The 7,224-nt window shown below is 63.3% G+C and carries 10 protein-coding genes; 4 read left to right on the top strand and 6 right to left on the bottom strand.

Features of this window, described 5'->3' with window-relative positions; translation table 11 throughout:
* Positions 1–300, bottom strand: a 300-nt coding sequence (locus NKJ84_RS30240) for an SAM-dependent methyltransferase (RefSeq protein ID WP_352509496.1), incomplete at its 3' end; no start/stop codon positions are given.
* A 176-nt stretch (positions 301–476) separates the two neighbouring features.
* Between NKJ84_RS30240 and NKJ84_RS30235 the strand changes: the two genes are divergently transcribed.
* Entirely contained in the window at positions 477–662 is a 186-nt protein-coding gene (locus NKJ84_RS30235; protein ID WP_352509495.1) for a hypothetical protein, read from the top strand.
* A gap of 263 nt (positions 663–925) precedes the next feature.
* On the opposite strand, the gene NKJ84_RS30230 is transcribed toward NKJ84_RS30235, so the two are convergent.
* From NKJ84_RS30230 to rph, 5 genes are read right to left on the bottom strand one after another with little or no spacing between them, the layout of a single operon-like run.
* Positions 926–1,249, bottom strand: a complete 324-nt coding sequence (locus NKJ84_RS30230; protein WP_023678977.1) for a low molecular weight protein tyrosine phosphatase family protein — start codon at positions 1,247–1,249, stop codon at positions 926–928.
* Positions 1,250–1,253: 4 nt separating this feature from the next.
* On the bottom strand, positions 1,254–2,417 hold the full coding sequence (gene hemW / locus NKJ84_RS30225) for a radical SAM family heme chaperone HemW (protein ID WP_352509494.1): 1,164 nt from the start codon (positions 2,415–2,417) through the stop codon (positions 1,254–1,256).
* On the bottom strand, positions 2,414–3,061 hold the full coding sequence (gene rdgB / locus NKJ84_RS30220; protein WP_352509499.1) for an RdgB/HAM1 family non-canonical purine NTP pyrophosphatase: 648 nt from the start codon (positions 3,059–3,061) through the stop codon (positions 2,414–2,416). The genes hemW and rdgB overlap by 4 nt, the downstream gene beginning before the upstream one ends.
* A gap of 29 nt (positions 3,062–3,090) precedes the next feature.
* Positions 3,091–3,501, bottom strand: coding sequence for a VOC family protein (locus NKJ84_RS30215; RefSeq protein WP_254818002.1), 411 nt, complete (start codon positions 3,499–3,501; stop codon positions 3,091–3,093).
* Between the two features lie 32 nt (positions 3,502–3,533).
* Complete coding sequence (gene rph / locus NKJ84_RS30210; protein ID WP_352491199.1) at positions 3,534–4,250, bottom strand: ribonuclease PH; 717 nt, start codon at positions 4,248–4,250, stop codon at positions 3,534–3,536.
* Between the two features lie 145 nt (positions 4,251–4,395).
* On the opposite strand from rph, the gene hrcA reads away from it, so the two are divergent.
* The 3 genes from hrcA to NKJ84_RS30195 all read left to right on the top strand — a co-directional run bounded on the left by hrcA (position 4,396) and on the right by NKJ84_RS30195 (position 7,195).
* Positions 4,396–5,508 (top strand): heat-inducible transcriptional repressor HrcA, encoded by a 1,113-nt coding sequence (gene hrcA / locus NKJ84_RS30205; protein WP_254818004.1) that lies wholly within the window; start codon positions 4,396–4,398, stop codon positions 5,506–5,508.
* 33 nt (positions 5,509–5,541) lie between these two features.
* On the top strand, positions 5,542–5,739 hold the full coding sequence (locus NKJ84_RS30200) for a hypothetical protein (RefSeq protein ID WP_352509493.1): 198 nt from the start codon (positions 5,542–5,544) through the stop codon (positions 5,737–5,739).
* A 100-nt stretch (positions 5,740–5,839) separates the two neighbouring features.
* Entirely contained in the window at positions 5,840–7,195 is a 1,356-nt protein-coding gene (locus NKJ84_RS30195; RefSeq protein WP_352509492.1) for a PQQ-dependent sugar dehydrogenase, read from the top strand.
* Positions 7,196–7,224 lie beyond the last annotated feature (29 nt).

Here is a 7,224-nt window from a genome sequence, read left to right as displayed (position 1 = left end):
CGCTACGCTTTGGCCGGCCAGCAGCGCCGCGATCAGCTTCGGTCCGGCCTCGCCGGCATTGTGCTCGTGGTAGGCGGTGGTGCGGCGGCGGATGCCGTAGCGGTCGAGCAGCACGCGGCTGACACGTGTGTCCTCGCAAGCGACGATATCGGCGGCGGCGAGCGTTTCCAGCGCGCGCAGCGTGATGTCGGCGAGATTGCCGATAGGCGTCGCCACCAGGTAGAGCGCCGGCTCGAGCGGCCGGGCGGCGATTTCGGTCTGCCCGACCACATAACTGCGTTTGGCCGATTCGCCGGTCACCTGCACAACTCCGTTCGACCCTGTTTGGCACGGCTCACGCTTGGTTGCAAAAGCCTGGGTTGCAAAGGCCCGGGTTCCAAAAGGGATGCCGACGTGAACCAGCCGCCATGCCTTCGCCATAGTAGGGAACGAAACCGTTGCCGGCGAATTTTACACCTGATCTCGGGAGGAGCAGGATGAACAGCCTGACCATACAGGACGTTTTCGAACCCTACTATGCCGGCCGCAAACGCTTCGCCGCGCCATGCGACAAGAGCCTGCCTGCCGAAGCCGCAGATGGCAGAGCCAAGAAGCCGCTTGCGCGTCAGAGATCGGCAGAGAGCAAGCCCGCAACCGAAACCGACAGCACGACGGAGCACTGACCGGACGATGCCCAATCGCTTCGACATTTTCATCACCCGCCTCGAAACAAAAAGCGCCCGCGATGGCGCAGCGTCACATTCCACAGACGACCAGCACCATGCCTCACGCGACAAAAGCGAGATCAAGCCGGCCCGTTCCGGAGAGACCAGCGAAAAAGATCGCGCCAAACACCGCCACAAGCACGAGGCTTGACCCCGCAAACCTTAGCGATCGGTCGAGACAGTTCTCGAAGCGCGGTTGCGAATGCTCCGCGATCTATCATTCAACCCAGATACTTCGAGACACGCGCCTCCAGCAGGCCCACCAGAGCCGGGTCCATGAATGCATAGTCGTCGGGAATATCGAGGCAGATTACTCGAGCCTTTTTCAGGCTTGTCTTGAATTTCTGCTGCAGTTTGGCGCGGTGCGTTTTTTCCATCACGAAGATGATGTCGGCCCAGGCGACGAGTTCATGCGTCAACGGAATGTCGGCATCGTGATTAGTGCCGGCCGAAGCGACCTCGATGTCCCGCCGCTTGGAAAACACCTGCTCCGCCGTCGGGCTGCGCAAGCGATTCTGGCTGCAGATGAAGAGAACGTTCTTCAACGTGCTATCTGGCCAAATCCGCCACGACCGCATCGAGCACGATCATGCCGGCCGGCGTGGCGCGCAGGCGGGCATTGCCGATCGGTGCCACCAGGCCTTCGTCCTGCAGCACCGACAGCCGTGCCGTCGACAGGCCGCGCCCTGAAAATGCCTCGTAGCGGGAAAGGTCAATGCCTTCCGCCAGCCTCAGCCCCATCAGCAGGAACTCGTCGGCCTCTTCCGAGCGCGTCAGGATTTCGCCGCCGGTAACGCCATGGCCCTTGGCCTCGACCAGATTGGCCCAGGTCTCCGGCATTTTCTCGGCGATCGTCACCACGCGGCGGCCATTTTCGACGAACCGGCCATGCGCGCCGGGACCGACGCCGACATATTCGCCATAACGCCAGTAGGTGAGATTGTGCCGGCTTTCGGCGCCGGGCCTGGCGTGGTTGGAAATCTCGTAGGCCGGCAGTCCGTGCGCGGCGGTGATCTCCTGTGTCAACGCGTAGAGATCGGCGGCAAGCTCATTGTCTGGAATGATGAATTTCCTTGCCGCATGCAGTGCATGGAACGGCGTGCCTTCCTCGATGGTCAGCTGATAGAGCGACAGATGGTCTGCGGCGTGGCCGATCGCCTGCTCGAGCTCCGCCTGCCACGCTTCCGGCGTCTGACCAGGTCGCGCGTAGATCAGGTCGAACGACAGCCGTGGGAATATCTCGCGCGCCAGGCTGATCGCATGCAGAGCCTCATCGACATTGTGCAAACGGCCGAGGAAGCGCAGATCCTTGTCGTTCAGCGCCTGCACGCCAAGCGACACCCGGTTGACGCCGGCCGCGCGATAGCCGCGAAAGCGCTCGGCCTCGACCGAGGAGGGATTGGCCTCCAGCGTCACCTCGATGCCACCGGGCACCGTCCAGTTCTTCGCCACTGCATCCAGCACCGCCGCCACGGTCTGCGGCTTCATCAGCGATGGCGTGCCGCCGCCAAGAAAGATACTGGTCACCTCGCGCGGCCCGGTGCGGCCGCGCATCGTCGCCAGCTCGGTCTCGAAGGCGCGGGCAAAACGCTCCTGGTCGACCGGCTGGTGGCGGACATGGCTGTTGAAGTCGCAATAGGGGCATTTGGCCGCGCAGAATGGCCAGTGGACGTAGACGCCGAAACCGGGGCTGCGGTCGAGCAGCATGGTCATGCGCCGGCCAATCGGGCTTGGGCGAATTTCTGGAAGGCACGGGCACGGTGCGACAATGCGGTTGGCTGGCCGGGCTTCCAGCCATGCTTTTCCTCCGCGCTCATCTCGCCGAAGGTCTTTTCGAACCCATCGGGCAAGAACACCGGATCGTAGCCGAAGCCGAGCTCGCCGCGCGGCGGCCATACCAGCGTGCCCTCGACCTCACCGCGAAAATATTCCGCCTGGCCATCAGGGAAGGCAAGGCAGATGACCGCGACAAAGCGGCCCTTGCGCTGGGCAGGCGTGATCGCGCCAACTTCTTGCAAGGCCACTTCCGTGCGCTGCATGGCCATGCCGAAGTCGCGGGAGCCGTCCGGCGTCTCGGCCCAGTTGGCGGTGTAGACGCCGGGTGCGCCGTCGAGCGCATCGACACACAGGCCGGAATCGTCCGACAGCGCCGGCAATCCAGTTGCCTTGGCGGCGGCCAAGGCCTTTATGAAGGCGTTCTGCTCGAAAGTGGTGCCAGTCTCGTCCGGCTCCGGCAAGCCGTATTCCTTTGCGGACTTCGCTTCTATGCCGAATGGCGCCATCAGATCGGTGAATTCGCGCAATTTGCCGGCATTGTGGCTTGCGACGACGATCTTATGCCCATCAAGCGAATGAATAGTTGGTGAATGAACAGGCGGCGAATGCATCAGATGCCCCAAATTCTTGGCTCGGCGAATTCGATCGAATTGCCCGAGGGGTCGCGAATATAGATCGAGCGACCGCCCTGAGGCCATTCGAACTCACTTTCGATGGCGATTTTCTTCGCCTCAAGATGCGCTTTCCAGCGTGGGATTTCATCCGCGCTTGCGGCGAAGCAAAGATGGCCCTCGCCGACCGTGCCATGCGGCGGCACGGGCAGCTTGGCGTCGGCCCGCGGCGGCACTTTGGTCGCCTCGGCATTGAAGATAAGCAGCACGCCGTCGCCGCAGCGGAAGAAGAGATGCCTGCCATCGACCTTACCGAGCAGATCGAGCCCGAGGACGCCCGAATAGAACCGTTCCGCGGCAGCAAGGTCCGTCACGTAGAGTGCTGATTCCAGGATTGCGGAAGGAGTCACAGGATCGCCAATCTCTCCAATATTGACCGCAGCTAAGCCACCGCCATCTGCTGCAAGCTGACCAGGCGCTGAATGCCTTTCTTGGCGAGCTCCATCAGCGCCGCGAACTGCTCTTCCGAGAACGGCTCGCCCTCGGCTGTGCCCTGGATCTCGACGATGCCGCCCTTGCCGGTCATGACGAAATTGGCGTCGGTGCCGGCCGAGGAATCCTCGATATAGTCGAGATCGATGACCGGCTGGCCATCATGGATGCCGCAGGAGATCGCTGCGACGTGATCCTTAAGCACCTTGCCCAGGCTCGCCATCTGGCGGGCTTCCATCCAGCGCAGGCAGTCGTAGAGCGCCACCCAGCCGCCGGTGATCGAAGCGGTGCGCGTGCCGCCGTCGGCCTGGATCACGTCGCAGTCGACGGTGATCTGCTGCTCACCGAGCGCCTGCAGATCGACCACGGCGCGCAGGGAGCGGCCGATCAGCCGCTGGATCTCCAGCGTGCGGCCGCCTTGTTTGCCGGCCGAAGCCTCGCGGCGCATGCGCTCGCCGGTCGAACGCGGCAGCATGCCGTATTCCGCCGTCACCCAGCCCTTGCCGGAGTTGCGCATCCAGCCCGGCACCTTTTCCTCCAGGCTGGCCGTACACAGCACATGCGTGTCGCCGAACTTCACCAGGCACGAGCCTTCCGCATGCTTGGAGACGCCGCGCTCGAAGGAGATGGGGCGCATTTCGTCGAATTGGCGTTTGGAAGGGCGCATTCAGGCTTCTTTCTTTCTTCGGAATCTTGGCCGGGGAATCTTGGCCGGCTTGTAGCCGCACGGGGCGTGAGGCGCAAAGGAAAATGGACCGGTTGCGCCGACGCTGCGGAAGTCTATATCTTCGGACCGGAGGTTTTTGGCTCGAATGACCAAGGTAGTCGATCCCGGTTCGCAGTCGCCAGTGCTCTCGTCGCCGGCACTTCAACCGCCCGCGCTTCAATCGCTCGATATGCGTTCGCGCGACATCTTCCGGCGCATCGTCGATTCCTATTTGAGGGATGGCGAGCCGGTCGGTTCGCGCAGCCTGTCGCGCATCCTGCCGTCATCGCTGTCGCCGGCCACCATCCGCAACGTGATGAGCGACCTCGAGCACCTCGGCCTGATCTACGCGCCGCACATCTCGGCTGGCCGGCTGCCGACCCAGGCCGGCTTGCGCTTCTTCGTCGATGCATTCATGGAACTCGGCGACCTCTCCGACGAGGAGCGCCGCACCATCGAGGCGCAGGTGCGCGCCTCCGGCTCGGGCGCGACGCTGGAGCATATGCTGACCGAGGCCAGCCAGATGCTGTCCGGCATGTCGCGCGGCGCCGGCCTCGTGCTCGCCGCCAAAAATGAGGCGGCGCTGAAGCACATCGAATTCATCCAGCTCGAGCCGACCAAGGCGCTGGCCGTGCTGGTCTCGCAGAACGGCGACGTCGAAAATCGCGTCATCGATCTGCCCGCCGGCATCACCGTCTCGCAATTGCACGAAGCCTCCAACTTCCTCAACGCCCATATCCGCGGCCGCACCCTGGCCGAGGCCCGGGTCGAAATCGCCCGCATCAAGGAAGAGACCAGGGCAGCCCTCGACACGCTGTCGCAGGATCTGGTCGAGAAGGGCCTGGCGGTCTGGGCAGGCGCCGAAAGCGGGGTGCCTGGGCGGCTTATCGTGCGCGGCCGCGCCAATCTCCTGGAAAACGTCACCGCCCAGGCCGACATAGAATTGCTGCGGCATCTGTTCGAGGATCTGGAGACGCAGGATGGGCTGATCCAGCTCCTCGACCTCGCCGAGGAAGGCCCGGGGGTGCGCATATTCATCGGTTCGGAAAACAAGCTGTTTTCGCTGTCGGGCTCCTCGCTGGTGGTGGCACCCTATCGCGACAAGGACGCGCGCGTCGTCGGTGCGCTCGGCGTCATCGGGCCGACGCGGCTGAATTATGCGCGCATAGTACCGATGGTGGACTATACCGCCCAGCTGATTTCGCGCATGCTGCGCTAGGAGCCGCCGCGGCCTGCCGCAAGGAGAAAAAGAATGGCGCTGGAATCGTTCAAGGCCCAGATCAGCCTGCTGCTCGAGGAAATGGTCAATCAGCCTGAGGATCAGCACGAGGTGCAAGAGCAGTTGCGTGAGAAGCTGCAAGAGATGCGGGCCATGGGCCTGCCGCTGCCGGCCGATCTGGTCGCGCTGGAAAAGCGCCTCGACGACGACTTTTACACCTCTGGCAACTGAACGGGGTTCGGCTTCAAATCCTCGTGTGCTGAACGACCGCTTGGAACGACCAATGCCTGATCCCGTTTGCCCTCTTCGAGGCAAACCTCGGAGGACGTTAATGATCCGATCTGGCGGCTTTGCGGCCGTTGCCGCTGCCCTCCTTGTCGCGACACCGGCGCCCGCCCAGCAGGCGGATCAAAAGGTGCTCAAAGGCGAAGCCGCTTTTGGCGATTGGCACGCCGACAGGCCTGGCGTCCGCCGCCTGATCGGGCCGCAAGACATGCCGGCAGCCGACCCCGCTCAATCCGCTTCGAACGGCGGCGGCGTGGCGGAACGGCCCGAAAGCGCCGAGCCAGAATTGCCGCCGGGCTTTTCGGCCGAAATGATCGCCTCCGGACTGTATAATCCGCGCGTCGTTCGCGTTGCTCCGAACGGCGACCTGTTCATCGCAAACGGCCATGCCGACCAAATACGCGTCTACCGTCTGGCCGAGGGCCGCGCCAAACCCATCGAGAAAGCGATTTTCGCCCAAGGCCTCAACTATCCATACGGCATCGCCTTCTATCCGCCAGGCGGCAAGCCGCAATGGGTCTATGTCGCAAACAGCGACAGCATCGTCCGCTTCCCCTATCGCGACGGTGACCTGAAGGCGTCCGGTAAACCAGAAACCATTGTCGCCAAAATCCCGTCGGGCGGTCACTCGACCCGCGACATCGCCTTCTCGCTTGACGGCAAGACGCTTTTTTTATCGGTTGGCTCGGACTCGAATGTCGCCGAAGACATGGACAAGCAGCCCGATGGCGGCCTTGACGCCTGGGCGAAATCAAAGCCGCTCGGGGCGGCCTGGGGCCCCGAGGAAGGCCGTGCCGATGTGCTCGCCTTTGACCCGGACGGGAAAAACCCCCGAACTGTCGCCACCGGCCTGCGCAACTGTACGGGCATGACGGTGCAGCCCGCCAGCGGCGCGTTGTGGTGCGTCGTCAACGAGCGCGACGAGCTCGGCGACAATGTGCCGTTCGAGTTTGCAACTGAAGTCAAGGACGGTGCGTTCTATGGTTGGCCTTGGTACTACATCGGCAACCACGAGGATCCGCGCCATCAGGGCGAGCGGCCAGACCTCGCCGGCAAGGCCACTGTCCCCGATGTATTGATGCAGGCGCATTCGGCGCCGATGAACATAGCCTTCTACGACGGCAAGAACTTTCCGGCGGATTACCGGGGGGATGCTTTCGTCACCATGCATGGTTCGTGGAACCGTGGCGCCAGGACCGGCTACAAGGTGGTGAGGCTCAAATTCAGGGATGGCAAGCCGACCGGCGAGTATGAGGACTTCATGACCGGCTTCGTCATCTCGAACGACGCCGTCTGGGGCCGCCCGGTCGGTGTCGCCATGGCCAAGGACGGCTCCCTGATCGTCACCGAGGACGGTAACGGCACCATCTGGCGCGTTACCTACGAAGACGGCCGCTCCTGAACGGCGGCGTCGCCTGCTGCGCTGGCGCA

The organism is Mesorhizobium sp. M0048 (genome assembly GCF_040323405.1).
Taxonomy (GTDB): domain Bacteria; phylum Pseudomonadota; class Alphaproteobacteria; order Rhizobiales; family Rhizobiaceae; genus Mesorhizobium.
Note: the sequence above shows the minus strand (reverse complement) of the source record. Positions and strands in the feature narration are given on the sequence as shown.

Coding starts and splice junctions, on each gene's coding strand:
- NKJ84_RS30235 (WP_352509495.1), top strand. CDS start 477: ATGAACAGCCTGACCATACAGGACGTTTTCGAACCCTACTATGCCGGC.
- hemW (WP_352509494.1), bottom strand. CDS start 2,417: ATGACCATGCTGCTCGACCGCAGCCCCGGTTTCGGCGTCTACGTCCAC.
- rph (WP_352491199.1), bottom strand. CDS start 4,250: ATGCGCCCTTCCAAACGCCAATTCGACGAAATGCGCCCCATCTCCTTC.
- hrcA (WP_254818004.1), top strand. CDS start 4,396: ATGACCAAGGTAGTCGATCCCGGTTCGCAGTCGCCAGTGCTCTCGTCG.
- NKJ84_RS30200 (WP_352509493.1), top strand. CDS start 5,542: ATGGCGCTGGAATCGTTCAAGGCCCAGATCAGCCTGCTGCTCGAGGAA.
- NKJ84_RS30195 (WP_352509492.1), top strand. CDS start 5,840: ATGATCCGATCTGGCGGCTTTGCGGCCGTTGCCGCTGCCCTCCTTGTC.